This is a genomic window from Burkholderia sp. MSMB1589WGS, assembly GCF_001636105.1.
Taxonomy (GTDB): Bacteria; Pseudomonadota; Gammaproteobacteria; order Burkholderiales; family Burkholderiaceae; genus Burkholderia; species Burkholderia humptydooensis.
The window spans coordinates 2,125,346-2,150,221 of sequence record NZ_LNJT01000008.1 but is presented as its reverse complement, the minus strand read 5'-3'; the positions used below and the strand labels follow the sequence as shown (position 1 = coordinate 2,150,221).

The 24,876-nt window shown below is 57.5% G+C and carries 13 protein-coding genes and 10 pseudogenes; 11 read left to right on the top strand and 12 right to left on the bottom strand.

Going from position 1 to position 24,876, the window contains the following annotated elements; genetic code table 11:
* Window positions 1-80: 80 nt before the first annotated feature.
* The 5 genes and pseudogenes from WT16_RS26750 to WT16_RS34090 form a co-directional block, all read right to left on the bottom strand.
* Window positions 81-2,465 carry an autotransporter-associated beta strand repeat-containing protein gene (locus WT16_RS26750; RefSeq protein ID WP_231892115.1) on the bottom strand — a complete coding sequence of 795 codons (2,385 nt, stop codon included), beginning with the start codon at window positions 2,463-2,465 and terminating at the stop codon, window positions 81-83.
* 395 nt (window positions 2,466-2,860) lie between these two features.
* Entirely contained in the window at window positions 2,861-3,706 is an 846-nt protein-coding gene (locus tag WT16_RS26745) for an acetyl-CoA C-acyltransferase (protein ID WP_063534596.1), read from the bottom strand.
* A 28-nt stretch (window positions 3,707-3,734) separates the two neighbouring features.
* The gene (locus WT16_RS26740) at window positions 3,735-4,850 is read right to left on the bottom strand and encodes an ISAs1 family transposase (protein WP_015601316.1); all 1,116 of its coding nucleotides are present in this window, start codon (window positions 4,848-4,850) and stop codon (window positions 3,735-3,737) included.
* A gap of 112 nt (window positions 4,851-4,962) precedes the next feature.
* Window positions 4,963-5,337: pseudogene (locus tag WT16_RS32980) on the bottom strand (beta-ketoacyl synthase N-terminal-like domain-containing protein); the annotation flags it as partial.
* Window positions 5,338-5,560: 223 nt separating this feature from the next.
* A complete protein-coding gene (locus tag WT16_RS34090) occupies window positions 5,561-12,187 on the bottom strand; it encodes a hypothetical protein (protein WP_156521508.1) in 6,627 nt (2,208 codons plus the stop codon).
* A 74-nt stretch (window positions 12,188-12,261) separates the two neighbouring features.
* On the opposite strand from WT16_RS34090, the pseudogene WT16_RS26730 reads away from it, so the two are divergent.
* Window positions 12,262-12,789 (top strand): annotated as a pseudogene (locus WT16_RS26730) (DDE-type integrase/transposase/recombinase); the annotation flags it as partial.
* A 228-nt stretch (window positions 12,790-13,017) separates the two neighbouring features.
* Here WT16_RS26730 and WT16_RS35280 read toward each other — a convergent pair.
* From WT16_RS35280 to WT16_RS35275, 3 genes and pseudogenes are all read right to left on the bottom strand, one after another.
* A pseudogene (locus tag WT16_RS35280) lies at window positions 13,018-13,202 on the bottom strand (transposase); the annotation flags it as partial.
* A gap of 518 nt (window positions 13,203-13,720) precedes the next feature.
* Window positions 13,721-13,840: pseudogene (locus WT16_RS34085) on the bottom strand (IS3 family transposase); the annotation flags it as partial.
* Between the two features lie 354 nt (window positions 13,841-14,194).
* Entirely contained in the window at window positions 14,195-14,368 is a 174-nt protein-coding gene (locus WT16_RS35275) for a Mor transcription activator family protein (protein ID WP_269447553.1), read from the bottom strand.
* Window positions 14,369-14,387: 19 nt separating this feature from the next.
* Here WT16_RS35275 and WT16_RS26720 point away from each other — a divergent pair.
* The 5 genes and pseudogenes from WT16_RS26720 to WT16_RS26705 form a co-directional block, all read left to right on the top strand.
* Window positions 14,388-15,634: pseudogene (locus tag WT16_RS26720) on the top strand (ISL3 family transposase).
* Window positions 15,635-15,657: 23 nt separating this feature from the next.
* A pseudogene (locus WT16_RS32970) lies at window positions 15,658-15,896 on the top strand (IS3 family transposase); the annotation flags it as partial.
* A 93-nt stretch (window positions 15,897-15,989) separates the two neighbouring features.
* The gene (locus WT16_RS26715) at window positions 15,990-16,748 is read left to right on the top strand and encodes a glycosyltransferase family 2 protein (RefSeq protein WP_197486509.1); all 759 of its coding nucleotides are present in this window, start codon (window positions 15,990-15,992) and stop codon (window positions 16,746-16,748) included.
* A gap of 354 nt (window positions 16,749-17,102) precedes the next feature.
* Window positions 17,103-17,780 (top strand): annotated as a pseudogene (locus tag WT16_RS35740) (helix-turn-helix domain-containing protein); the annotation flags it as partial.
* A gap of 49 nt (window positions 17,781-17,829) precedes the next feature.
* Window positions 17,830-18,759 (top strand): annotated as a pseudogene (locus tag WT16_RS26705) (IS5 family transposase); the annotation flags it as partial.
* Window positions 18,760-18,797: 38 nt separating this feature from the next.
* On the opposite strand, the pseudogene WT16_RS34080 reads toward WT16_RS26705, so the two are convergent.
* Window positions 18,798-18,950: pseudogene (locus WT16_RS34080) on the bottom strand (IS3 family transposase); the annotation flags it as partial.
* A 158-nt stretch (window positions 18,951-19,108) separates the two neighbouring features.
* Between WT16_RS34080 and WT16_RS26700 the strand changes: the two are divergent.
* On the top strand, window positions 19,109-19,321 hold the full coding sequence (locus WT16_RS26700) for an EF-hand domain-containing protein (protein WP_197486508.1): 213 nt from the start codon (window positions 19,109-19,111) through the stop codon (window positions 19,319-19,321).
* A 200-nt stretch (window positions 19,322-19,521) separates the two neighbouring features.
* Here WT16_RS26700 and WT16_RS35265 read toward each other — a convergent pair whose 3' ends face one another.
* The 3 genes from WT16_RS35265 to WT16_RS26685 form a co-directional block, all read right to left on the bottom strand.
* Window positions 19,522-19,668, bottom strand: coding sequence for a hypothetical protein (locus tag WT16_RS35265; RefSeq protein WP_231892114.1), 147 nt, complete (start codon window positions 19,666-19,668; stop codon window positions 19,522-19,524).
* 359 nt (window positions 19,669-20,027) lie between these two features.
* Window positions 20,028-20,222: a transposase gene (locus tag WT16_RS35260; protein WP_231755981.1), complete on the bottom strand. Its 195-nt coding sequence runs from the start codon at window positions 20,220-20,222 to the stop codon at window positions 20,028-20,030.
* A gap of 175 nt (window positions 20,223-20,397) precedes the next feature.
* Window positions 20,398-20,592: a hypothetical protein gene (locus WT16_RS26685; protein ID WP_231755980.1), complete on the bottom strand. Its 195-nt coding sequence runs from the start codon at window positions 20,590-20,592 to the stop codon at window positions 20,398-20,400.
* Between WT16_RS26685 and WT16_RS35475 the strand changes: the two genes are divergently transcribed.
* The 4 genes and pseudogenes from WT16_RS35475 to WT16_RS26665 all read left to right on the top strand — a co-directional run bounded on the left by WT16_RS35475 (window position 20,591) and on the right by WT16_RS26665 (window position 24,856).
* Window positions 20,591-21,010 carry a transposase gene (locus WT16_RS35475; RefSeq protein WP_063534591.1) on the top strand — a complete coding sequence of 140 codons (420 nt, stop codon included), beginning with the start codon at window positions 20,591-20,593 and terminating at the stop codon, window positions 21,008-21,010. The genes WT16_RS26685 and WT16_RS35475 overlap by 2 nt on opposite strands.
* The gene (gene tnpB, locus WT16_RS35735; RefSeq protein WP_348982123.1) at window positions 20,998-21,648 is read left to right on the top strand and encodes an IS66 family insertion sequence element accessory protein TnpB; all 651 of its coding nucleotides are present in this window, start codon (window positions 20,998-21,000) and stop codon (window positions 21,646-21,648) included. Before WT16_RS35475 ends, tnpB begins: the two co-directional genes overlap by 13 nt.
* Window positions 21,648-23,126 (top strand): group II intron reverse transcriptase/maturase, encoded by a 1,479-nt coding sequence (gene ltrA / locus WT16_RS26670; RefSeq protein ID WP_348982157.1) that lies wholly within the window; start codon window positions 21,648-21,650, stop codon window positions 23,124-23,126. The genes tnpB and ltrA overlap by 1 nt, the downstream gene beginning before the upstream one ends.
* A 132-nt stretch (window positions 23,127-23,258) precedes the next feature.
* A pseudogene (locus WT16_RS26665) lies at window positions 23,259-24,856 on the top strand (IS66 family transposase).
* Window positions 24,857-24,876 lie beyond the last annotated feature (20 nt).

The window sequence follows — 24,876 nt, the reverse complement described above, 5'->3', positions numbered from 1 at the left end:
AGCCCGCACCGCCCAGGCAATATAATTATATGATTAAAAAATAAAAAAGCACCTATCGATGTTGATAGGTGATATGACAATCAACCTGGAATGCTCGGCACAACTTCCGTCCGAACGTGCTTGCAAGAGGGATGTGACCCTGCGTCGGCATAGAGATCCTGGCCGACCTGCATCCCCCACACCGTGCCGTCGAACGACGGCGTCACGTCGCCCTTCTGCTTGATGTTGCTGTTGCCGCCCCACACGCGCGCCCACGACGCGGGCATCGGGCCGTTCTCGCTCAGCAGCCCCTGTTCGCCCTGCCGGTCGTGGAACGTGTCGATCTGCAGCAGCCCGAGCTGGCACGCGACGGCCGGCGCTTCGGCATACAGCGGCACTTCGGGGCGGTAGATCGGTTCCGGGTTGCCGCCGGTGCCTGCATCGGTGACGGCTTCGACGATCGATTCGGGCGTGCCCTTGGCCGGCGTGACAGGCGTCACCGGCGGCGGTGTCGGTTGCCCTGGTTCGACGACCGGCGGCTCCGGCTTCGGCGGCACCGTATTGCGCAGGTACCAGCTATCGCCGGTGCCGGTCGCCGCGCCGCCCTTCGCGAGGAAGCACGAATACGCGCCGGCGCTCACCGCGCCGCCCGACAGCGTGAACGCGCTCGCGCTCGACGTCGCGCCGTTGGTCGCCTGCACGACCTGGATGCCGTCGCCGGTCGTCTGCGCGCCCGCGCCGCCGACGTTCGTCACCTTCAGCGTGCTGGCACCGCTCGCCGTGCCACCACTGACGATCAGCTTGTCCGACGGCGCGCCGTCGCCGGCGAGCGTCATGTTCAATGCGATCGTCGCGTTCTGGCCGACGTAGTTGCCGGCCACTGTCAGCGTGCTACCGACGCCGCTGCCGGCGCGTTGCACGAGCCCCGCGTTCGTCAGGTTGCCGTTGATCTGGAAATTGCCGATCGTGCCGCTCGCGAGGCTCACCAGCGCGTTCGCGACCGAGAGCGTGCCGTTGTTCGTCACGTTGCCCGTGACGCTGCCGTAGCCGCCGAGCGTCGCGCCCGACGCCACCGTCACCGGCCCGCCACCGCCCAGCGCTGCCGACGCGCTCGTGCCGTCGCCGACGATCACGGTGCCCGCTTTGACGTTGGTACCGCCCGCATAACTGCTCGCTTCGTTCAACGTCAGCGTACCGCTGCCGAACTTGGTCAACGAACCCGCGCCCGTGATGCCCTGCGTCAACGTCGAGTTGAAACCCTGCGTATCGATCGTGCCGTTGTTCGACGTGATCGACACCGCGCGGCCCGACGCGAGATTGAACGCGCTGCCGAGCTGCAGCGTGCCGCCGTTGAAGGTCAGACTTCCTGACGATGCGCGGAGCGCGTTGTCGGCCGCGACCGACAGCGTGCTCTGCGTGATCGTCGTGCCGCCCGAATACGTGTTGCCGCCGGCGGCCGCAGGCGCGACCGTCAACGTGCCCGCGCCGGTTTTCTCCACCGCGCCCGTGCCGCCGATCGCGCCCGTGTACGTGCCGGCACTGTCCTGCTGGAAGCGCACGAGGCCGTTGACGGTCGCGACGAAGGACGCCGTCGTCGTGCCGAGCGTGCCGGTGAGATTCAGCGTGCCGCTCTGCACGAGCGCGGTCGAGAACGTGCCGGTGCCTGCCCACGTCCAGTTCGTGCCGGCCATCGTCAGGCTCTGGAAGTTCGTAAATGCGTTCGACGCGGTGCCCGTGCCCTGCAGCGTCTTGGTGTTGGTGCCGGCGCCGCCGCTCGCGGTGCCGACGATCTGCGAGCCCGTCTGCAGGATTAGCGTCACGTTGCCGTTACCGCCCTGGATCGCGGTGCCGCCGCCGCCCTGGATCAGCCCCGCGTTGGTGATCGTCGTCGCGCCGTTGGTCGAGCGCACGCCGATGCCGTTATTGCTGATGATCCTGCCGCCGGCCTGGTTCGTGATCGTCGCGGTGAACGAGCTGCCGAGCGTGTTCGACACGACCGCGTCGACGCTGCCGCCGCTCGTCGCGGTGCCCGTGGTCTGGCTCGTGCCGCTGGTGATCGTGCCGTTGCCGCCGAGCAGCGACGCCGCGTGCGCGTTGTTGCTGGACATCGTCACGGTGCCCGTATTGACGATCTGGTTGCCCGACGCGCCGGGATTGCTCTGCCACCACGCGGCTGTCATCCCGTACGAATTGTTGCCTGTGGTTGTAATCGTGCCTTTGTTGACGAGCGTGTTGTTGTTGCCGTTTGCGGCCATCCCGTCGTTGTACGCGCCCGTCGTCGAAATTACGCGGGTCGCGCCGTTGGTGAGCGTGTTGCCGTTGTTCACGCAGAGCAGCGCCGCGCCGCGGTTCATAACGCCCGTGCCGTTGCCGGACATCGGCAGGTTGCCGTTGTTGGTGATCGCGCTCGACGTGTCGACGGAAAACGGCGTCCGCGTGGTGGGCAACACATAGCTGCCCGTCGCCCCTGCATTGATGTTGATCATCACGCCGGTGCTGCTGGTCGCGGATGACTGCCCAACTGAACACCTGTCGGTCCATCCCGCAATTGATCTGGGCCGCCTGAGAAACTGCGCCTTGAAAATTCGGCAACGCCGCCCCCCGCATTCCCGATACGGGCCGCATCGCTCAAATTAGAATGTGCGCGGAATTAAAGCTCGTCAGCGAATCTGCCCGCGCTGAGTGCATGTGCCTGCTGGCTTCCGATGAGTTTCAATTCCGCTCTCCATTGGGCGCCCCTTTCGGACGTTTCAGGCATCCTGAAATCGATTGGCAGGTGATAGAACCGAGTTAAGGTAATCTTTACCTTACTCGCGCTTCCCATCCATCAACCTTTCCTGTTTCAGCCCGGAGTTGAAGTCCCCTGCATTTATCGAATAATTCAGTCCAAGACTTGAGATGCGCTCGACTTGCCAGCAAGAGCGAGCCGCTCAACAATCATTGCCATCCCCTGGCCGCCGCCTATGCAGAGTGTCACGAGCCCATAATGTCCGCCTATGCGCTCGAGCTCGGCAAGGACCTTGACGATGAGGATGGCCCCTGTCGCTCCGACATGGTGGCCAAGCGCGATCGCTGCACCATTCGGGTTGACTTTATTCAGTGGCAATTCCAGCGCACGAACGACTGCGATAGTCTGCACCGCAAATGCCTCGTTCACCTCGATGACATCCATCTCGTCGATCACCAACCCGGCTTTTTCGAGCACCCGGCGCGTCGCCGGCACCGTGCCTAAACCCATCTGGAGTGGATCAACCCCGACGTGAGCATACGCAACCAATCGCCCCTGAGGATGCACCTCACGACGAGCCGCCGTTTCCCAGTCCATAAGCACGATGGCAGCAGCCGCATCGTTAATGCCTGACACATTGCCGGCAGTCACGGTTCCATTCTTCGCAAATGCCGGTCGCATCCTGGCGAGTTCCTCAAGCGAAATGCCCGTCTTGACGCGTTCATTATCTCGAACTGTGTATCGCCCCCCCGTTCCGGGAATCGTGACCGGAACGACTTGCTGACTAAATCGACCTTTGGACTGCGCAAGCGCAGCCTGCTGATGGGAGCTGAGCGCATATTCGTCTTTCTCGGAACGGGAAATTTTCTCGTCGCACGCCATACGCTCGGCAATTTCGCCCATCAACATCCGATTGAAAGGATCAGTCAGGCCACCCGCCAGCATATCCACAACGATCGTATCACCCATGCGCTGGCCGGTACGCAGCCCGGACAGCATATGCAGGGCTTCCGCATGAAGAGGCATGTCAGGCAAGGCCGAGGATGGAGTCACGCATAGCGGTATCCCATGCGGCGAGGTTACGGATGTTCTTCAGGCTCACCTTCTTGGGCTGCCGACTCTGAGCCAGCCGGGCGAGATTGAGTGTGATCTTGCGCAGACTGGCCATGTTGCGGGCGGCCAGGGTGTCGCGGATCAGGCTGGCATCCTCGCCCCACGAGACATCGAGGACCCAGTGCAGTTGGTTTTCGATGCCCCAATGAGCACGGATGACCGGAGCCATCTCAGTTGCTTTCACCGCTTTCGAGCTGATGTAGTAACAGCGCTCGGTCGTCACTTTCTCGCCAATCTGGCGTGTGCGCTCAAGCATCACCAGCCGCTGGAGACCCGCCCAGTGCTGTCCTGTCCCGCTCAGCCACGCCACATCATCGCTGACCCGGCAAACCCGGGTCTCCAGCCGCCCGTGGCCTTTGTCATGTTCGGTGTGCTCCCAGTACGAGCTTTCGAGCTTGCCGTCCTGGGCAGCCGCAAACCACTGGCGCACGCCTTCGGCCAGTCGCGGCTGATTGTCCTTGACCGCCAGAACGTAGTCGGCCCCGGCCTCCACGATCGTGCGTGCGATCTCGTGCTGCGTGCCGATCGCGTCGATCGTTATCGTCGCGCCCTGCAAATCGAGCGCGGCCAGCAATTCCGGGATCGCCGTGATCTCATTGCTCTTATCGGCCGTGCTCACTTGCCCGAGGCTCAAGCCGTTGTTCGAGCACCATGCCGACACCAAATGCAGCGCCGCATGCGTGCCGCTACGGTTGCCGCGCACCGCCTTGCCGTCAATCGCCACATGCTGGCCAGCCAGCGCCGGACACAGTTGCCCGACCCAGTCGATGAAGCAGCGCTCAAACGCTTTCGCACTGAGCGCGCCGAATACCCGCCGGAACGTATCGGGCGACGGCACGCCGTTCTCATACGCCAGATGGCTACGCAGCCAAGCAAGCTGCGTGCGGCCCCACAGTGTCATCGTCTCCCAGTCCTCGACGCCGCATAAAACCGCGCACAGGGCGGCAAACAGGATTTCCTGCAACGGATAACGGCAGGCGCGGCAGCGCGGGTCTCGCAGTTCGGCAAACGCGTCCATGATCGTTGGCATCTCTCGTCCGGCAAAAATCGAGAGTAAACCTGAGACGCCAAATGTTTACAACAACCTTTTCCGCTCTCAGCCTTGATTCATGGGGGCCTTCATGCGGAAGCCCTGACAGCATATGCGGGATTCGGCTCATGACCTCCGCTCCCCCGGCGATCGCGATGCGTGCATCACCCAGCTCGATATATTGCGCCGCGCTTATGATCGCTTGAAGGCCGGACGCGCACAGGCAATTGATGGTGAGTGCCGCAGCCTGATTCCCTACGCCGCCCTGAATGGCGACGACGCGGGAAAGATACATGTCTGCGGAACTGGTTTGGTGCACGTTGCCGAAGACGATATGCTCGACCTCACCCTCTCCAACACCTGCACGACGCATAGCCTACCGAACGACTAACGCACCCAACTCGCCCGGCGTGGTTTTCGATAAGCTTTCACCAAATTCGCCAATCGCCGTCCGTACCCCACCGACCATCACCACTTCATGGGACATAATTTTCTCCTGTCCGCGAACTGCCGCGATCAGTCGCAGCGGCACATCCCGCCTGCGAGCGACTTCGCGCTGGCCGACTGATTCGGCTAAACGCGACGCCTCCAGCTTGAATTCCTTCGGATATCGCCTTCTCGGCACCTCCCTCGCTGTCATGCTCTCCGTACAGTCAAAAAGTTTCAAACCTCTTGCTGTACGTGGAATCGAAGCAGGGTCGCTGCCGACCTCATTCATCACGCAGCTTTCCCCGTGCGCCTGGCCACGGAGTATCCGTTGGACGTACTACTGGCATCGGCCCCTCCCCAGGCTGCTTTCCTTGCGCGCCCGGCCATTGACCTGCTTCGTTCAGGTCCAATCGGGGCTTTGAAAGCGGATTATCCCGACCATAGAGAGGACGCCCGAGCGTACCCCGGATGGGTTGGCCGCGATTATCACCCAGCGGTACTCGCGCCCCCCCCCACTCCCGCCCTCCTCCTAGCCCACTCGGCTCCTTCCTTATAAAGCCTGCGCTTGTATGTATTATTTCCGGGCCAGTATGAGGCGTTTGACCAGGAATTCGAACCCTTAACGTTCTTCCTCCTTGAGTTGCGTCCAACTCGAAAATGCTACCGTTTTGCCTAAGATATGTTCGACCGTCTTTTGTAAACAAATTATTCGGTGCATTTACAGAGTTATAGCCCAATGGCTGATAGCGTTGCGCGTCAGACAAATCAACATTAACACTGTTTTTAGGGTCGAACGGTGTACTACTCCGGAGCGACTGACCGCCTCTCCCAGCCATGCCCTGAAGCCCACTCATACTATCAGGCGCCGTGAACGCACGTCGCGCATATTTGCCACCCACACGAGCCGCTCTGACCAAATCAAGTGGCGGAAACATTTCAGCGGCCAACTGTGTTGTCATCCCTTTTAGCGATTCGCGCAATCCAGGCGCGGCGGCCCGTGCCCCCCGCGCAAACAATGCCAGCATGCCCCGCGCATTAGCTGGCGCGCTGTTACGAAATACGGCCGACAGAGCCCTGCCGGATTTCGCTGCTCCACTACCACCCGCGGCACCAACAGAGGCAAGTCCAAATAAATTCATTAAATCATGATATGAGTCTTCATCACTATGCACGTAATCCGGATCAGTAGACGAACGACTCCAGCGCTTATAAAACGGGATCATCGAATCACGAACTTTTTCCCACACACTTTGCGGAAATTTCTGCTCCTTCACCTGATTTACCGTGCGCCTAAGAAGGCCAGAATTAAAGGCATTCAGTTTTGTTTGCAAATTCCCATCCGGCCCGTTACTTTCAACCTGCGCACTGAATTGGTACTTGCTGCGGCCGGCGTAGACCCTTTCTCCAATGGTTTGATTATATGATCCATACCCACCTTCCGTTTCAGCATCATCCAGAGAGACATTTTTGCTTAACAGAGTCTCAAGTTTTTTCGCGGATTCCGAACTTACCCTCCCTCTTAGCATGTCGTTCAACTCAGCTTCATTGAAGATATCCGCCACATCCTCCAGAAATGCCTGCCCGCCTATTGAGCTGTAGATAAAAAATCGACCACTATCGGCTTCAAATAAATTAACATCCCCGATTAAAGACCTGTGCCGAACATCATCCTTGCTCCCTGTCCTGTAGGTGATTGTGGTTCGAGACAGGACCTTCGGCGTTATTTTTACACTTCTCTTGGCCGGACGATTCAAATCGAAGCCACTGAGTCCAGATTGACTCGCCAGGAGCCGAGACATCCTTTTCGCATCATCATCCAGATTATTTTTAGCGTAGTTCGAGAACTGCGCAAAATATTCCGTATCATCTTTAAATTCATTACGCGATTTAAAATCATGAATCTCAAAAGCATGGGTATCAAATAGATGTTTCGCCATCTCGGCCCCATAATCCGCAATCAATTCCTCGCGAAGCGAAAATAAACCAAGACCCGCACCACCCGTCAGGGTAGAAATTCTATCGTCGAATTTGGAATCCGTTGCAAGCTTCCAGTTCAATGCAGCAGCGAAAATAAAATCATTTTGCTGCTCAATATCCATCTTTGAGTAAATGGAATCAGCCGCCCTCAGCAATTGATGTTGATCGGTTGTAGCTGATGAAATTCCAGTTCCGTTCGCCAGAGCCGGATTCTCGCTCAAAATATAACGAAGGGCATCTGTTTTGGCTTTGGCGAAAGAGACATTCTCGGCAGACGAACCCAACAACGGATTGCCGGATCTAAATGCAACCACACCCTTAATAAAATTTCTCTCCTTGTTCGCCCAAACCTTATCGTCCGTCGCCTCCTCGGGAGAAAGACCGGCGGCCGTCAATTCATTCCTTGTTTTACTTAACTCTCTCTCGATGGCCCCAGCGTCCATCCCGAAAATTCTTCCTATTTCAGCACGATCCAACGCGTTGTATGGATGGCGTTTTCTATAAGCAAAATGCATTCTTGTTCCCTGACTATCCTTCTTGACCTGATTCAGGAATTGATAACGTTGCTGTAATTTTAAATTTTTATCAAGGGCCACCGAGGGAACCAACGCATACTTGACGACATAATCGTTATTATCCACCCAAAAAACATTCCCCCCGGCCACATCACTCGCCGGAACAAACGCTCCTTGAGATTGCTCGCCAACCCGAATATGCCTGGCACTATTATTAATAGTACCACCCCATTTCTTTACATCAGGATCTTGAATGGCCGAAATTTCCAGCCTCTCAATCAATTCACCATTATTCTTATTTTCAACCCAAACCACCAGACTTTCATCAGAATATGGGGGACGTGAAAAAGCCAATCTATATGGAGTTGGAGCCCAGTTGTTACCGGCCTTTGCATTACCCTGAGCTGCCGCCCCCTCACTTGTGCCTTCCCTGATAATTTGCCATTCCACAACGCAATCATTCATGGTCCACAAATAGTTATCCCCCCCGGTTTTCAGGTCAATGGGCGCCGCCGTATCCTGGCTATCAACATCCCCAATCCGGGTGAATTTCATGTTACCGTTTATGATTGATGCAACATAGGCCGGCCATTTATCTTTACTGAGCTTGTCATCAGGAATGACAATTTCCATATATTCCACAAGACCCAGCTCGTTTGTAACCGATACCAATATTTCCTCACCGGCAAGCAGATCTCGCTCTCCTTGCAAAGAGAATTTTTGATGATTATCAGATTCCCAGGTTTCTTCATTTTCATCAATATGCGTTTTAGTCACCACTGCTTCACCAACCCCGCGCTCGGAACTCACTTGCGGCACCGGGTGAAGTTCTTGAGAACCAAGCGGCTTTGTTGGTCCGGCATTCGACCTTTCGATGCTGGAGAGATATCGTTCGCGAAAGGCAGCAGTGCGTATCTCTTGTCTTAACGCGGACGGGTATGCACTTGACCAGACAACCTCAAATTCTGGATATGTATATAATGATAAATCCAACCATTCGCTCTCGCTTTTAGTGACAAGCGCGTCAATATTGATCTGCTTATGATGCGTAGCAATAATATTTCCCAACATGTTATGTTCACTAATTCTTATGTTAATTTTGCTGTCTTTTTTCAACCAGAGATTTTTTGGAATACGATGGCGTTCCATTAGCTCGTCCAGAGCCCTGTCTTTCCCGCTATGAATCGTATTTCCCGAGCCACCCGTCGCACTAAATAGCACCCTGTCTGCGTCGTCAATTTCGCCAAGTTCGTCCGTGCCAGCCGGTATTTTCTTACCCATCACCTCATCGGTCAGCCCCATTGCCCGGGTCAGGGCACTCTCGTGCTCTGTGGTCAGGCCTAGTACCGAGCAAATAGCCTCCATCACCAACGACAGCAAACTCCTGCCATCGGCATCTATAGCCTTTAGATGGTTAATAAAGTCGCTGTTGCCAGAATACAGCCCTGCCACAAACTCATCCAGATTGCTCAGGTAATACAGCGTGTCCGGTTCCGTACCTTCATAAGCGGCTGATGCTTTACTACGCAGGATATCGAGCCGCGCGACCAGTTGCCCCAGTTCTGATGACGGGTGCTTCAGTCCGTACCGTAACTTATGCGCAGTCAGACTATGAGTAATTTCGTGCATCATCTCCCAGTCAGACGCACCAACACTCAATTTTATCCAACGACCGGACACGTTATAAAAGCTGCGGCCGTTGAGATTCGACTGCCACAGTGGTACCTCACCAATACCTGGCTGAGCGAGCAGGCGCGCAGCGAGTGACTTTAGCTCCTGGTCTGCCGAATCGGCCATACGCGATAGTTCTTTTTGGGCACTGAACGGCGTGAGCGTTTCCCCCGGGTCCGTTGGGGGACCCACACGATTTTCTTGCGAATCAGACTCGTTGTGATGTTCTTCTACCTGAGTGTCCGTCTCATCATCCAGCAACCATTCTTCTGCATCCAATGAGTCTTTCAGCGATTTTTTTGTATAATTTATGGTCGCCATTCTGCTTCCCACATCCAGCGCACGCCAGGGAGCTTCACCCACAATATCCTTCGCTATTTTTTTCGCCGCACCTTGCAACCCTCCCTCGTAAACGTCTAGTACAATCGAGGCAACCCCCAGCATCGTTGCCAGCCCCGGGGGAAGTGATAGCACCACTTTGATGGTTGCAGTTTTAAAACTCCGCTTTGCATATTCCCTTATCTCATCATTTACATCACCCTCACCACCGCGTATGGCTATTTGCCCTTTGTGGGCAACCCACGCCACTTTCGCCCCCGTGATAACGAATTTGATAGCGATACGCAGCGGCAGTGATGCCAATTTCGGTATCAGCTTGACACCTTGCAGACAGGCTGCCAAAAAGGCGCCCCTGACCAGTTTTCTTCTTGACCAGTCCCTTATTGCTCTTTCAGTGCTTTTTATCCCCGCCAGGATTTCGGCCATGGTCGCAGGATAAAGCGTTGTGCCTTCTGCCGCATTGCCCACTTCGAGGCGCAACCGTTGAAGAAGACGCTCGCCCTCCGGATCGTTCTCCTTGGATAACAAGGGAAGGTAGTCCTGAATCACCTCGAGAAACAATGTGTCATATTGTGTTTCGGCAACTGCACGGTCTTCTGCAGAAAGTTCCTCCAGATAGCGTTGCTTCTCAGCCTCATTCCACTCCCCCATCCTCCTGGCCAACATGCCATGCCGAGAAAAATTGTTGATCGACCGCCCAGTAGCCTGAGTAATGTTGGTTTTCAGTTCTCCTTTTATGCGATCTAGCTGCTGCAATAATGGCCACAGGTATTGGTTCAGTTCTCTCCCACCTACTTCACCATGTTTGGAAAGGCGTACTGCGGCCTGATTCACGCCGGCTTCAATCGTGGCCAATCTCTCAACGATTATTTTTACATGTGCATCAAAATCACTGATGATGCTTCTTGATGCTGGATCCAGGGAGGCACGGTTTAATTCAGCTCTCAGGTTCGACAGAAATTCATTTTTCTCACGTGCTTCTTTCAGCGGCATCATTATCTCGAGCGCTTGCAGCAGTCGATTTTCCGCCCCCTCGGCCTTTCCTTTCCATCTGCCGGATTCAGAAATCAGCTTTTCATCTAATATCCTGATGGCCTGCATGCCATATAATATTTTATCCAGTTCATCGGACTGTGTCACTGCTTGCTGCAATGGACGAGTAGCCTGTTTGATTTTATATATATTGGCGGTAGTTTGCTGAATTTTATCAAGGAGTATCATGCCGGCCCGAAAGACAGCTTCGTTTGTTTTACCGTGGCCTGTATCCGTATCGGGGTCTGTACGGGAAGGTAGTTTGTATGCAATACGATGCCTATTTTTATTTGCCTTGTCAGATAACTTATCAAAAACGGCCTTTGCTCGCTGTGCTCGCGATGTCATCACTCCCCGCGTCTTTACAATTTGCCGTTTTGCTGCCTCTGCTATAGTGTGCTCTTCTTCCTGCTCAGGCAATCTGTGTTCAGCGAACACTCTGTCTGCTGAAGGTTGGATTTGTTCATTTTTGGTCTGGATTGCTTTGATAACGACCTTTAAGACCTGACAGAGATCAAGGATGTAGCTGGCTAACTTGGTGGCTTCTCTTTTTTTATCTGTCTTTTCCGCATATTTCCTGGTCAGTGCTATGCTGCTCAGCAATCTCTCTGCTCGCCCTTTCGTCTCCGCGCTTAGAGTTTCACGAACCAGCCGTTCATCCAGCGTAACTGAGTTCACAATAGTTTCAAATTTGATGTTCTCGGGATTGTTTTTAGTCAGGTTCCCGCGAATTTTGGCTGCATATTGGCTTCCGTGATTGTCCGCATCCATCGGAAGAATCTCATTGCGGAGCGCATCATAGTTTTTTTTCCAGAAATCTTCCCACGATGACAAACGCTCCTGATTTTCATTGAGGAGGCTGATGAGATCCAGCGTTTCCGCGAGATAACCGCTCAAGCGGTTTGCATGCTTAAGCGCATCATTATAATCCCGTGTTTCACGATCATCCCAGCCCGCCTCTTTCACCGCTGAGCGAAATTTAACATATTCCAGTGAATAGTTATGTCTGCCCCTCTCTTTTCGAAACAGTCTGAACCGGTCCAAAAAAGCGTTGGCGGCCTGTTCCAGTTCCTTCTGCAACGGTTGTATCAATGCAGGTATCCGCATCGAGCTGATTCGCTCTTTCAATGTTTTAATGTCGACAGGCTTGGGGAACAGGATATTGCGTCCCGTCTGATGAAATTCGTAAAACTCTGGCAGAAAATCACTGATAGTGGCCCGCAGGCGAGACCTCAATGCGTCCATGTCAGATGTCGACGCCTCACCAGGAGGTGTATCAAAGCTCAGCTCTTCCTGTTGCCCGGCCATATCCTCAGACCCGGAGTCTTTGTGTGAGCTCTTGCTGGCATTATCAAGGTATTCCGAAGTTGGCATAATGCTCGTCTTCCCGTTACTGGCTGAACCGCCCCGGATTTGGTAGAGGCTCCAACTCTTGAGAGAATGGAGCCATGAACAAGTCGAACAAGTGTTCTGCTGAAGTCCGTGAACGTGCAGTGCGCATGGTGCGAGAGCATCGCGACGAGTATCCGTCACAGTGGGCGGCGATCGAATCCATTGCCCCCAAGATCGGCTGCACGAGCCAGACCCTGCCGTGGTGGGTCAAGCGAGAAGAAGTCGATAGCGGCAAACGCATTCGCTCGACCATCCCCGATGTCACGGCCCAACGTCCGCTGGATCGCATCAACCGTCAGTTCAAGGCTGATCGGCCGAACCAGCTTTGGGTTTCGGATTTCACATACGTTTCGACGTGGCAGAGCTGGCTCTATGTGGCGTTCGTAATCGACGCGTTCGCCCGACGTATCGTCGGCTGGCGCGTCAGTTCGCCGATGACCACGGACTCCGTTCTCGGCGCACTTGAACAGGCGCTGTACGCTCGCCGGCCGGACAATGACGGTACGCTCATTCATCATTCCGACAGGGGGTCGCAATACGTCAGCATTCGCTATAGCGAGCGGCTGGCCGAGGCCGGCGTCGAAGAACTGTTGGCGACAACGATCGCGGTTGCCGCGGACATGAAGGCCGTTGCACGCAACGAGTTCAAGCGCTTGATCGTCGACAGCACGGTGCAAGCGAAGGCGATCGCGTTCCCGCCCGACAGCCGACTGCTGGAAGTGGCGCGTGCAAAGATGGGGACGCTCGCGCATCGTGCTCTTGAGTTTGCTTCTGTAGATCACCGCGCGAGCCCCGTGGATAAGCAGTGTTCATAAACACGTATCGCCACGCTGATGCCGAGCAGGACATTCTTGCCTCTGCCGGAGTTTTGCCGAGGCATCAAGCCAAGCCGCGCTGCCAGTTGGCGTCCGCTGACAAAGCTTCGCGCGTCGCCCACGGTCGCTACCAGTGCGCTGGCGATAAGCGGCCCAATTCCGGGACCTTTCGCCACCTCGCGGCCCAAGTCGCTGTTCCGGCGCCACGCCTCAATCTGCACGCCAATTTCATCCGCCTGGCGATCGAGTTCTTTAAGGTGCTCCGGCAATCGCTAGATGAGCAAACAGAACGTCCCCGGCAGCGGGTCGGCGCAGCCTCGATCAGTTCCAGTACCGGCCTGACAATGTTTTCGATACCTTGAGGAACAACCAGACCAAACTCGGCCGGCAACCCACGGATCTGGTTGGCTTGGGCAGTCCGCACAGTGATCGTAACCTTCATGGTGTGCGCTTCCATTCCGGTTAGATGGGTTGTGGTAACACTCACCACTTTGATACATCGATGTCGTCGCGTGGGGGCGTCCATTCCAATAGCGCAACTTGACAACGTCCACAACCGCACACGCGGTCGGAAATATGTGCACCGCGACTGAGACAAGCGGGTAAGGAGGCGGTCGAAAGCAAGACGCCCGGCATTGGTACCTATTTGCCTGAGAATAGGTCAGAAAACTCGAAAACGAACCTCTCACATCTGATAGGTTGACCCTGGACGGCCTCGGGCTTTCAATTGCCGCACGATACGGGGGCGGCCCTGACTGGTGTGAGTGGCCCGATAGATCGCCGCCACTTTGGCGTCCAGTGCCTCGTTGCCCAGCGCACGGGTGCACCTTCCGCGATTCACTGGATCTTGCCCGGGAGAAGCTCATCCCCCATTGATCGCTTCCTCGCTATCGACCCGACTACCTGTCAAGTCAAGTTCCGGCTAATTCACATGACGTGCCGTACGTGTGAGAGGAAGTGAGATAACCCGAGACGAATCCGCGAGATAAAACCGGGACGAACCGGGACTGAATGGGATCAGACGGGAGCGGCGAGGAAAATCTGTTTCATAGGCTGGAAGGCAGCGCGCAGTCTGGAAAGTCGTACTTTACCAGCGGTGCCGCCCGCCCGATTATTCGAACAGATCACTCTGCCGGGCGGCGAGTTCCTCGCGCCGCACGGCCTTGATGATCTTTTAGACCCACTGGAGCGAGACACCGTACTTCCGTGCCAGATCTCCGTGTTTGTCACCGCGGAACTCGTCGAAAATCTGTCGATCGCGCTGCGACAGGCGGTAGGACGCCCCCATCTGAAAGTAGATGTGCCTCTGTTGAATTCGGAGTGGGTGGTATGGTCCGTTTTTTCGCATAACAAGACGAAGGGAAGTCATGCATAGCCAGTTGTTCGAAGCCGCATTGGGTGTGAGCGATCCGTGGTTCGTGAGCGGCGTCGATTTCGACGCGGCCGCCAAACGGCTGACGATTCAGATCGACTTCACTGCCGGCACCCGCTTTCCGTATCCGGAAGTGGCCGGCGCGCATCCCGTGCATGACACTGTCGTCAAGCGCTACCGGCACCTGAACTTCTTTCAGCACGACTGCTATCTCGAAGTGCGCACGCCGCGCGTGAAGCTGCCCGATGGCCGCGTCGCGCTCGTCGAGCCCGGTTGGGCCAGCAAGCTCAGCGGCTTCACGCTGCTGTTCGAGGCGATGGTGCTCACGCTCGCCCAGCAGATGCCTTTTGCCGCGGTGGCCCGCGCCGTTGGCGAGTCGTGGCACCGCGTGCACGCGATCTGCAAGCGCTACGTCGAGCTGGCGTTGGCCGAGATTGATCTGTCGGACGTGACGAGCGCCGCCGTCGACGAGACTTCCTACAAGCGCGGGCACAACTATCTGACGCTCGTGGCCGACGCCAAACAACGCAAGGTCGTGTTCGTTACCGAAGGCCGGGACGCCGCCACCATCGAGCAGTTCGCCGCCCATCTGCAAGCGCACAACGCCACGCCCGGGCAAATCACCTCGGTCAGCATCGACATGTCGCCGGCCTTCATCAAGGGCGTCAGCGAGCACCTGCCCAACGCCCGCATCACCTTCGACAAATTCCACGTCGTCGCTCAGGCATCGTTTGTCGTCGCTCAGGCATCGTTTGCTCTGGACAAGACGCGGCGGCTCGAACAGAAGACCGACCCGGACCTCAAGGGCCTGCGCTGGGCACTGCTCAAGGACCGCGACCGGCTGAGCGTGGCGCAGCGTGCCGATCTGGACGCGCTCGTTGCCAACATCACGACCAAGCGCACCGCCCGGGCCTGGCTCTATCGCGAGCAATTGCGCGACATCCTCGATCGCAAGCAGATCAACGTCGTCTCCGAGATGCTCGAGCCGTGGTGTACCAACGTGATGCGCTCCAAGGTCGAACCCATGAAGGAGGTTGCGCGCATGATCCGCAAGCACTTCGACGGCATCGTCGCCTGGACCCGGACGCGTCAGACCAACCGCTTCCTGGAAGCGCTCAACGGCTTGTTTCAGGCCGCCAAGCGACGCGCGCGGGTTACGCCAACCTCACCACCATGCGTACCGTGCTGTTCCTGATCGCCGGCAAGCTCGACTTCGATTCAATCAACCCGCATGCGGCATAACCCACTCAAATTTCAGCAGAGCCAAAAAAGTTCGTGACGCATTTCGCGAAGGAGTCGCAGTGAGGTGCGGCATGATAAAACAAATGCGACAGGAATATCCCGTGCCACCGATGTGCTGTATGCTGGGCGTGTCGGTGAGCGACTACGACGCGTAGCTCAAGCGCAAGCCGTCCGAAAGAATGCGACAGGAACCTCGCGTGGTAGCGAAGTTGCTCGCGGCCTACAGCGAACCCGTGGAAGTTTCGGGCCCGAGCGGCCGCAGTAACATCTCGAGGAACGTGGCGTGCGAATCGGAGTGCACCGTATGAATCCTGCAAGCTCCCGTGCAACCCCAATCACGGCAAGCGCACCTTGTGTGACCGTCATCACGCCCACTTGGAATCGCGAGGCGCTGCTGCCACTTGCGTATCGCTCGTTCGCCGCGCAGTCGGTTGGAGTTGCCCTCGAGTGGGTCGTGATTGACGACAGCGATGTTCCCAGCACGTTCATCACTAGCCTGTGCGACGAGCGTGTGGTGTATCGCCACCTGCCTTCACGTATGTCGATCGGCGAAAAGCGCAATCTCGCGGCAGACCTCGCTCGTGGCGAGGTCATCGCCCAATTCGACGACGACGAGATTTATGGGCCTCATTACCTCGCCACGATGCTTGGACAGATGCGCATGCACGAGGCGCAACTGGTCAAGCTCGGCGCGTTTTTCCTCTATAGCCGCGTGTATGGGCAGTTCGCTTACTGGGACCTCGTGCGCAAGAGCGGCCTGCACTTCTGCTGGAGCGACCGACCCATGACGGTGCTCAATTTTCCGCTGAAGAACGCCGTATTTGCCGACAATCATCTAGGCTACGGCTTCAGCTACCTGTACACGAAGCGCTTGTGGGCGGAGCAGCCTTTCGAGCATTGCTCGTTCAACGAAGACTGCATGTTCGCGAAGGCCGCACTTGCACGCGGTGCGCGGGTCGCGCTGCCCGCCGACAACGTGGGCCTGTGCCTGCACGTGCTGCATGCTCACAACACGTCGATATGCTTTCCACAGTATCTACTGCCCGAAGTGCTCGTCGCGCGCCATTTCCCGCACTTTTGCGAGGCGCTCGCTGCTGCGGAAAATCCGGCATGAGTAGGCTTCCATTTTTTCGCTGCGTTATTACTGGAACCCGGCCACGTTCAGTAGAACGATATTGGCAGTAAAAGGCGGATCGCCGGGTTTCGTGAAAAATCCGCCACATGTTGATCTAAGTCGGTGAATTATCGTGAAAAATTATGTCTGGTCCAGGGGAAACGCTGATTTATTCGGCCTGGCGGGCATCGCAGAGTAAGCGACCAGACAACCCGTCTTGAGTTTGACCAAGACGCGTGGGAGTATCGTGCCCACTAAATGAACCACCTATAAGGATCTTTCCATTTTGGCCTCTGTTGAATTCTGAGTGGGTGGTATGGTCCGATTTTTCGCATAACAAGACGAAGGGAAGTCATGCATAGTCAGTTATTCGAAGCCGCATTGGGTGTGAGCGATCCGTGGTTCGTGAGCGGCGTCGATTTCGACGCGGCCGCCAAACGGCTGACGATTCAGATCGACTTCACTGCCGGCACCCGCTTTCCGTATCCGGAAGTGGCCGGCGCGCATCCCGTGCATGACACTGTCGTCAAGCGCTACCGGCACCTGAACTTCTTTCAGCACGACTGCTATCTCGAAGTGCGCACGCCGCGCGTGAAGCTGCCCGATGGCCGCGTCGCGCTCGTCGAGCCCGGTTGGGCCAGCAAGCTCAGCGGCTTCACGCTGCTGTTCGAGGCGATGGTGCTCACGCTCGCCCAGCAGATGCCTTTTGCCGCGGTGGCCCGCGCCGTTGGCGAGTCGTGGCACCGCGTGCACGCGATCTGCAAGCGCTACGTCGAGCTGGCGTTGGCCGAGATTGATCTGTCGGACGTGACGAGCGCCGCCGTCGACGAGACTTCCTACAAGCGCGGGCACAACTATCTGACGCTCGTGGCCGACGCCAAACAACGCAAGGTCGTGTTCGTTACCGAAGGCCGGGACGCCGCCACCATCGAGCAGTTCGCCGCCCATCTGCAAGCGCACAACGCCACGCCCGGGCAAATCACCTCGGTCAGCATCGACATGTCGCCGGCCTTCATCAAGGGCGTCAGCGAGCACCTGCCCAACGCCCGCATCACCTTCGACAAGTTCCATGTCGTCACTCAAACGCGCAAACGTCATCAAGACCTCGAGCCTGAAGCGGGTGATCGTCGATACGACGGTCATGGAGAAGGCGATTGCATATCCGACCGATTCGCGCCTGCTCGAGCGTTGCCGGGAACATCTGGTGAAGGCTGCTGCCGAGCAGGGACTGAAGCTGCGGCAGAACTACAACCGCGAAGCACCGCGTCTGGCGGGCCAGATCGGGCGCTACGCACATGCCAAGCAGTACAAGCGGATGAAGAAAGCGCTGCGCACTTTGCGTTCGCGAGTGGGGCGCGTGATGCGCGACGTCGAGCGCCAACTGGACGGCGTCGCTCAGCAAGGTCGGGCGGCGCTGGAAGAGCTGATTGGCCGCACGAAGCGGATTCTCACGCAGAAGCAGAAGGACAAAAACAAGCTGTATGCGCTGCACGCGCCGGAAGTCGAGTGCCTGGCGAAAGGCAAAGCGCGCAAGCCGTACGAATTCGGCGTAAAGGTGTCGATCACGACGACGCACAAGGAAGGTTTGATCGTCGGAGCGCGTTCGATGCCGGGCAATCCGTACGACGGGCACACGCTGGCCGAAGCGTTGGAGCAAGCGGCGATCTTGAGCGACGTACAACCGGAGATTGCCGTCGTCGACCGCGGCTACAAGGGTGTCGCCGTCGACGGCGTGAAGATCTATCACCCCGGCTTGCGACGCGGCATCACGCGCGGCCTGCGCGCAATGATCCGGCGTCGCAGCGCGATCGAGCCGGCCATCGGACACATGAAGGCCGATGGCAAGCTCGATCGGAATTGGCTCAAGGGCTCGTTGGGCGATGCAATTCATGCGGTGCTGTGCGGCGCCGGCCACAACCTGCGGATGATCCTGAGAAAGCTGCAGCTTTTTTACGCCTTGATTCTTGCTGTCCTGCTCAATGGCGAGACTGCCGCACTATCGGCGGCATGACGCCGCCGCACAGTAAAACGAATTGTTCAGGGCCGACTACGTAACCATACCAGCACTGTCGAGCGTCCCCGGATACCGTAACGCTGCTGCGCCTCTTTGTACGTTAGTTCGCCTTTTTCGACCTGCGCCACCACCGATAGCTTAAAAGCCAGGCTGTAGTCCCGCTGCGTCCGATTGATCCCTTGCTCCACTTGGTACCTCTTCGCTTCGGCGAAAAAGTGTCAACCTATTTCAGGACGAATCACATCAATAGATTCGATTGACGAAACGGATACAACGACCTATCTTCAATATGCTTCAACCGTCAAAAAAGTAGATCTGTATTCACATTTCTGAAATGGAGATCAAAATGGGCAAGTTAACCGAAAATCAGATGGAGGAAATTATCACCCGATTCAAGGAGTATGACAACGATGATGATGGAGTTATTACCGAGTCCGAGTTGACGAAAATTCTAGGTGACTATTTGACTGATTCTCAAATAAAAGATATGTTTAGCAAAATGGACACCAATGAAGATGGTCGTGTAAGCCTTGATGAGTTCAAGCAGGCAAATTCCTAGCCTTTCCGACTGGAGAGGCGACCTCGCTGGACGGTGACCGAAGCGCGGCCCGAATCGGGGCCGCGCTTCCGCCCGTTTCCAAGGCCCAAAGCATCTTGCTGGCAAGATATACTATACTGTTAACGCCGAGCGTGACACGCCGAGGACGTTCGCAGATGGTGTTCATTGGTCGTCCTGCGGCAGCAAGCGCGAACGCGCAATCAAACTTTTTGCTCAAACGTCTGGACCACTGCCTTCAGGCTCTCGCTCTCCACGATCTTCTTGCCCGATAACCATTGCAACGTGCGAATCTCCTTGCGGGCGACAGCCAGCGCCGATGCGGGAATGATCGGCTCGCCAGTCTGCACGGCCCGTCAGGCTCGCACGCTGGCACTGCTTGCGCCACGCGAATATCTGGTTCGGATTGATGCGGTGCCGGCACGCCACGCCTGACACTGGCGCATCCGGTCCGAACGTCTCCTCCACGACTGCCCGGTCTCCTACGGGGAGCGCCACCGACCTTCGGCTCGCTCAGAACTTCGACGTTCAAAGCATCGCGCATCGCCTTAAAGTTATCCACTGCAATTTGTCTGGGTGGACAGCGTGCGCCAAGCCGAATCGGCCGAACATGCCGTCGGATCCACGATGATGTGATCTGGCCTGGGATGTCGATTGATACGCCGTCTATCACCAGCGGGTCCGGTCTCGTTGGTGTTTGCAGTGTCTGCTACTGATGGCGCGAGATCCAGCGGCGCAACTGGTTCGGATTGACGTCGTGCTCCATAGCCGCCCGGGCGATCGATACCCCCGGTTTCAAGCAAAACTCGACCAGCTCCCGCACGGCATCTTCATCAAATTCCCGCCGGCCATCCCGTCTGCGGCCAACTACCAGTCTGCTTCGAAGATCCTGTTTTTCTGTCATCACGGTCTGAGTGCATGTGTCCACGCGGACACCTAGTATCTGACCTTCTGCCTGCCATTGGTAGGGCGTCGTTTATTGACGGCTTACGAGGCATTAACTGCAACTGAGCCTGCATTCGATCACGCCGATCTGCATTCCATCGGCATGGACTGGGATTATCTGCAACTGACGGACTTCAGATCGGCAGCCCGGCCGCGAGCATCTTGTCGCGAAGGGTCGCGGCCCTCACCGGCTCCAGCGAGTTGCCGAACAGCGCCTTGATCTCGACCGGCTTCGCGTCGAACGTAAGCGACTCGTCCTGACCGTTTACTGATGCTGATTTTTCCAACGCATGATGGGCGCGTTTAGATTGACGGAGCCAGTCAGCCATGTCGAACGCAGCGGGTCGCGCGCACCCCCATCGCACGTACGCGCGAGAATTCAAGCAGCAGGTGATCAGAGAGACGCTAGAGCCCGGCATGTCAGTGTCGATTGTTGCGCGACGGCATGACATCAACGCCAATGTGGTGTTCGGATGGCGTAAGCAATATCGTGAAGGCAAGCTGGTCGTCCCTGCACTCGACGTTGCGCCGAGCGTGCCAAGCACGGAACTGCTGAGCGTCGACGTGATCGACTCGGCATTGGTACTTCGGGCGCCGGAGCCGACAGTGGCGTCGGAAGCGATGAGCAGCGTACCGATGCCGACGCCTGTGTGCGAGATCGAGGTGGAGATCGGCAAGCGGCGCGTGAAGATTCGCGACCTGTCTGCCGAGCGTACCGAAGCGTTCCTGCAGGAATGCCTGAAGTGATCGCGTTGCCGGCAGGTACGCGCATCTGGCTGGCGGCCGGCGTGACCGACATGCGCTGTGGGTTCCAAGGGCTGGCCGCGAAGGTACAGACGGCGCTCGAAGAGAATCCGCTGGGCGGTCATGTGTTCATCTTCCGTGGCCGCCGCGGCGATCTCGTGAAGCTGCTGTGGGCGACCGACGACGGGCTCTGGTTGCTCGCAAAACGATTGGAACGAGGCCGTTTTATCTGGCCACAGGCCGATGGCGGAAAGATCCATCTGACGAGCGCGCAGTTGTCGATGCTGCTCGAGGGCATCGACTGGGTGCGACGGGAGACCGTTTGCGATGAAGAACCAGCGAATCACATCGACCCCGAGTCATGCGGGGGCACTCGCGAGAGTGTCACCGAAGCGTTGACAAGGGCGCACGTAGGCCAGCCATTGAGCGACGAAAGACTTCCCAATCGGAGTGCTGATGCTTTCCAGTCAGCAGAAGGCAATACGTCCCACCGCGATATCGCGAGCGGTGGGCGGCTCCGCGTCGTCGGTAGACCCTGGCATGCGTGTACGTCTCTTGAGCGGGAACCGCGAGGTCTCCAGACCGCCCTCGCCAGCCGGGCGATGGGCCGCATGGTGAAGGCTGGGAGCCGTAGACCATGATGCACGGTCCGGAGAAGTCAGACTCGCTCGTAGTACCAGGGAAACCGGCGAACAAAGCGGCGTCAGCCGCAGCGGAGCTGGTGGAGGGAAGGAGCGGGACCGAAGGGAATGCGATGATGCAAAGCATGGTCCGGACGCAGAGCTGGGAAGCCGTGTCACAGGCGCAGAGTCGCATACGGGAAGCTGTCAACAGAAACGGGAAGGAGAAACTGACAGCGCTCCTGCATCACATTGACGTTGACGTCCTGCGTGCGGGCTTCCTGTCGTTGAAGAAGAGCGCATCAGCGGGCGTTGACCAGATGACGTGGGGAATGTACGAGGCAGCACTGGAAGAGAATCTCCAGCGGCTGCATCAGCGGCTCCACGCAGGAGCGTATCGGGCGTTGCCTTCGCGGCGGGTGTACATCCCCAAGGCAGATGGCAAACAACGGCCACTCGGCATCGCCGCCATGGAGGATAAAATCGTTCAGGCGGCGACGGTCATGATCCTCACGCCGATATACGAGGCGGAGTTTCTGGGTTTCAGTTATGGGTTCCGGCCCGGGCGCAGCCAGCATGATGCGTTGGACGCGCTCGCGTACGGAATCAAGGGGCGCAACATCTGGTGGATTCTCGACGCCGATATCAGTCGCTTCTTCGACACGATCAACCACGAATGGCTGGTCAAGTTTATGGAGCACCGTATTGGCGACCGACGAATCATCCGCCTGATCCAGAAATGGCTGAAGGCGGGCGTGCTGGAGCAAGGCGCGCGGATCGATACATCTCAGGGAACGCCGCAGGGAGCCGTGATATCACCCCTGCTTGCGAATATTTACTTGCACTATGTGTACGATCTGTGGGTTCAGGCATGGCGGAAACGTCATGCAGACGCTGACATGATTGTTGTCCGCTACGCGGACGACACCATTGTTGGTTTCCAGTATGTATCAGATGCACACGCATTTCTGGGTGAGTTGCGAGACCGACTGGCGAAGTTTGGGCTGAGTCTGCATCCAGAGAAGACGCGATTGATCGCGTTTGGGCGCTTCGTTGCCGAACGGCGCGCGGCGCAAGGGCTCTCGAAGCCCGAGACCTTCGACTTCCTCGGCTTCACGCACATTTGCGGGAAGAAGCGAGGGGGCAAAGGCTTCCAGCTCTGGAGAAAGACGAAGCGCAAGCGTAAGACCGAGACGGTCAAGCGAATCGCGACAGAACTGCGGCACATGAGGTCAAGTCCTATCGACGAGCAAGGCCGGTGGCTGGCTCAGGTACTGCGGGGGCATTACGCCTACTTTGCGGTGCCGACCAACCTTCAGGCTGTTCGTGCTGTTCGCCACCTGGTCAAGATTCGCTGGTATCTCAGCCTTCTGAGGCGGAGCCAGCGCCGGCGGCTTACGTGGCGTCGCATGAACGTGATCGTTGAGAAGTACCTGCCCATGCCACGCGTCCTGCACCCATGGCCGGAACAACGCTTCCTCGTCAAACACCGACGGTAGGAGCCGGATGCCTTAATTGGGCACGTCCGGATCTGTGCGGGGGGCGTCCCGAAAGGGACGTCCCTACCGCGATCGACAGCCGCGACGTACCGCTGCTCTGTCGATGTTGTAAAGGCTCGTAAACTGCGATGCATGTCGAAATATGCGCCGCTTCCCACGACCATCGCTGAGCTCCAGGCCCTGGTACTCGAGCAGCAAGCATCGCTGCTTGAGCAGCAGGCATCGATCGCGAACATGGTGCGGGAGATCGCTCTGCGCGCGACGACGAAATCGAGCGCCTGAAGGCGCAGATCGACAAGCTCAGGCGAATGTACTTCGGGAGCAAGTCCGAGAAACTGGCCCGGCAGATCGATAAACTCGAAGCTCAACTCGAAGACTTGACGGGCGGCCAGGGTGCTGCAGAGACGCGAGGGCAGCGAGACAAGACGTCGAAGGCGCCACCCGGCCGAGCGCCCACGCGAGAGCCGCTGCCGCTGCACTTGCCGCGCGACGAAATCGAACTCACGCCGGATCCGGCTTGCCCCAAGTGCGCGACGACGATGCAGCGACTTGGCGAGGATGTATCCGAGCAGTTCGCCCGCGTGGCGGCCGCGTTCAAAGTGATCCGCACGATTCGCCACAAGCTGTGCTGTCCTGATTGCGGGCACATCGAACAGCCCGCGATGCCCAGCCTGCCGATCGAGCACAGCATCGCGCATCCGAGCCTGCTGGCCGATATTGCGGTATCGAAGTTCGCCGATCACCAACCGCTGTATCGTCAATCGGAGATTGCGGCACGTGACGGCGTGACGTTGGATCGCGCCAGCATGGGTCGCTGGATTGGGCAAATCGCGGAGCTCTGCGGACCGCTGGTTGAAGCGATCCAGCGCTACGTACTGGTCCCCGGCAAGGTGCAAGTCGACGACACACCGGTCGCGGTGCTTGCACCCGGCAACGGCAAGACGGCAACCGGCCGCCTCTGGGTCTACGTGCGCGACGATCGCCGCTCGGGCTCGACGGACCCGGCTGCGGTATGGTTCGACTTCTCCTCGGATCGCAAAGGGCTCCATCCACAAACCCGGCTCGCCGCATTCCACGGCATCCTGCAGGCCGATGCCTACGCCGGATTCGATCAGTTGTACGCGAACGGCAAGATCCAAGAGGCAGCATGCTGGGATCACGCGAGGCGGTACATCTACGATGTTCACGTGCGCACGCCGACACCGGATACTCAGCAACTGCTCGAGATGATCGGCGAGCTCTGCAGCATCGAAGCCGACATCCGCGGCAAGGCGCCTGACGAGCGTTTGCGTGTGAGGCAGGAAAAGACCAAGCCGTTGCTCGCGAAGTTCGAAGCGACGATCAGGGTGAAACTCGCGACGCTGTCGACGAAGTCCGCGCTCGCCAAAGCGATCAATTACTCGCTGAACCACTGGGCAGCGCTCACGTTCTACTGCGAGGACGGTCGGGCCGAGATCAGCAACGTGCTTGCCGAAAACGCCCTGCGCTGTATCGCGCTCGGACGCAAAAACTATCTGTTCGTCGGCTCTGACAGCGGGGGCGAGCGGGCCGCCGCGATGTATAGCTTGATCAGGACGTGCAAGCTCAACGGGATCAACCCGCGTGCCTATCTGGAATACGTCCTGACCTACATCGCTGATCACAAGATCTCTCGCATCGACGAATTGCTGCCGTGGAACGTGGCCGACAAACTGAAGCCGGCCACCCCGCCTACACCCTCAACCGGGTAGATCTGAATAGATTGGGATGG

What these genes read in the sequence shown, in the direction of transcription:
- WT16_RS26740 (WP_015601316.1), bottom strand. Translation starts at nt 4,850, where the DNA reads ATGCCAACGATCATGGACGCGTTTGCCGAACTGCGAGACCCGCGCTGC.
- WT16_RS34090 (WP_156521508.1), bottom strand. Translation starts at nt 12,187, where the DNA reads ATGCCAACTTCGGAATACCTTGATAATGCCAGCAAGAGCTCACACAAA.
- WT16_RS35275 (WP_269447553.1), bottom strand. Translation starts at nt 14,368, where the DNA reads ATGCGAAAAAACGGACCATACCACCCACTCCGAATTCAACAGAGGCAC.
- WT16_RS35475 (WP_063534591.1), top strand. Translation starts at nt 20,591, where the DNA reads ATGTCGAACGCAGCGGGTCGCGCGCACCCCCATCGCACGTACGCGCGA.
- WT16_RS26745 (WP_063534596.1), bottom strand. Translation starts at nt 3,706, where the DNA reads ATGCTGTCCGGGCTGCGTACCGGCCAGCGCATGGGTGATACGATCGTT.
- WT16_RS26750 (WP_231892115.1), bottom strand. Translation starts at nt 2,465, where the DNA reads ATGATCAACATCAATGCAGGGGCGACGGGCAGCTATGTGTTGCCCACC.
- WT16_RS35260 (WP_231755981.1), bottom strand. Translation starts at nt 20,222, where the DNA reads ATGACAGAAAAACAGGATCTTCGAAGCAGACTGGTAGTTGGCCGCAGA.
- WT16_RS26685 (WP_231755980.1), bottom strand. Translation starts at nt 20,592, where the DNA reads ATGGCTGACTGGCTCCGTCAATCTAAACGCGCCCATCATGCGTTGGAA.
- tnpB (WP_348982123.1), top strand. Translation starts at nt 20,998, where the DNA reads ATGCCTGAAGTGATCGCGTTGCCGGCAGGTACGCGCATCTGGCTGGCG.
- ltrA (WP_348982157.1), top strand. Translation starts at nt 21,648, where the DNA reads ATGCACGGTCCGGAGAAGTCAGACTCGCTCGTAGTACCAGGGAAACCG.
- WT16_RS26700 (WP_197486508.1), top strand. Translation starts at nt 19,109, where the DNA reads ATGGGCAAGTTAACCGAAAATCAGATGGAGGAAATTATCACCCGATTC.